Source organism: Mesorhizobium sp. M8A.F.Ca.ET.165.01.1.1 (assembly GCF_004792065.1).
Lineage (GTDB): Bacteria > Pseudomonadota > Alphaproteobacteria > Rhizobiales > Rhizobiaceae > Mesorhizobium.
The window spans coordinates 1-498 of the sequence record NZ_SRTH01000059.1 but is presented as its reverse complement, the minus strand read 5'-3'; the positions used below and the strand labels follow the sequence as shown (position 1 = coordinate 498).

The following is a 498-nucleotide window of genomic DNA, read 5'->3' as shown; positions in this document are numbered from 1 at the left end:
ATCGCCAAGGCCGAAGGCTGGGACAAGGACCTCTCCAAGGTGCGCGTCGGCTCGATCGAGGACCAGAAGGCCGACACCTGCATGCGCCGCAACAAGGGCGCGGAGGAAGCGCTGGTGGCGGCGATCCCCGAGATCAAGTCGCGCATCGTCTCGATCCCCTACGACAACACCATGGTCAACGCGATCGATGTGGTGTCGACGACGCTGACGGCCAATCCGGATGCCGAGAAGTGGATATTCTTCTCCTGCAACGATGACGGCGTGCTTGGCGGCGTGCGCGCCACCGAAAATGCCGGCATGAAGGCGGAGAACGTCATCGGCATCGGCATCGACGGCTCGCGCTCCTGCGAGGCCTTCGGCGCCGGCAAGCCTTCCGGCTTCCGCGGCACGATGTGGCTGGACAGCGCCAAGCATGGCGCGGCGGCGATCCAGGCGCTCTACGACCAGGCCACCGGCAAGGAGATGCAGAAGGACTATTTCCAGGACGCCACGCTGATC

The 498-nt window shown here is 64.9% G+C and carries 1 pseudogene; it reads left to right on the top strand.

Annotated features, from left to right (window positions below):
* Positions 1 to 498, top strand: a pseudogene (locus EN808_RS36650) (hypothetical protein); the annotation flags it as partial.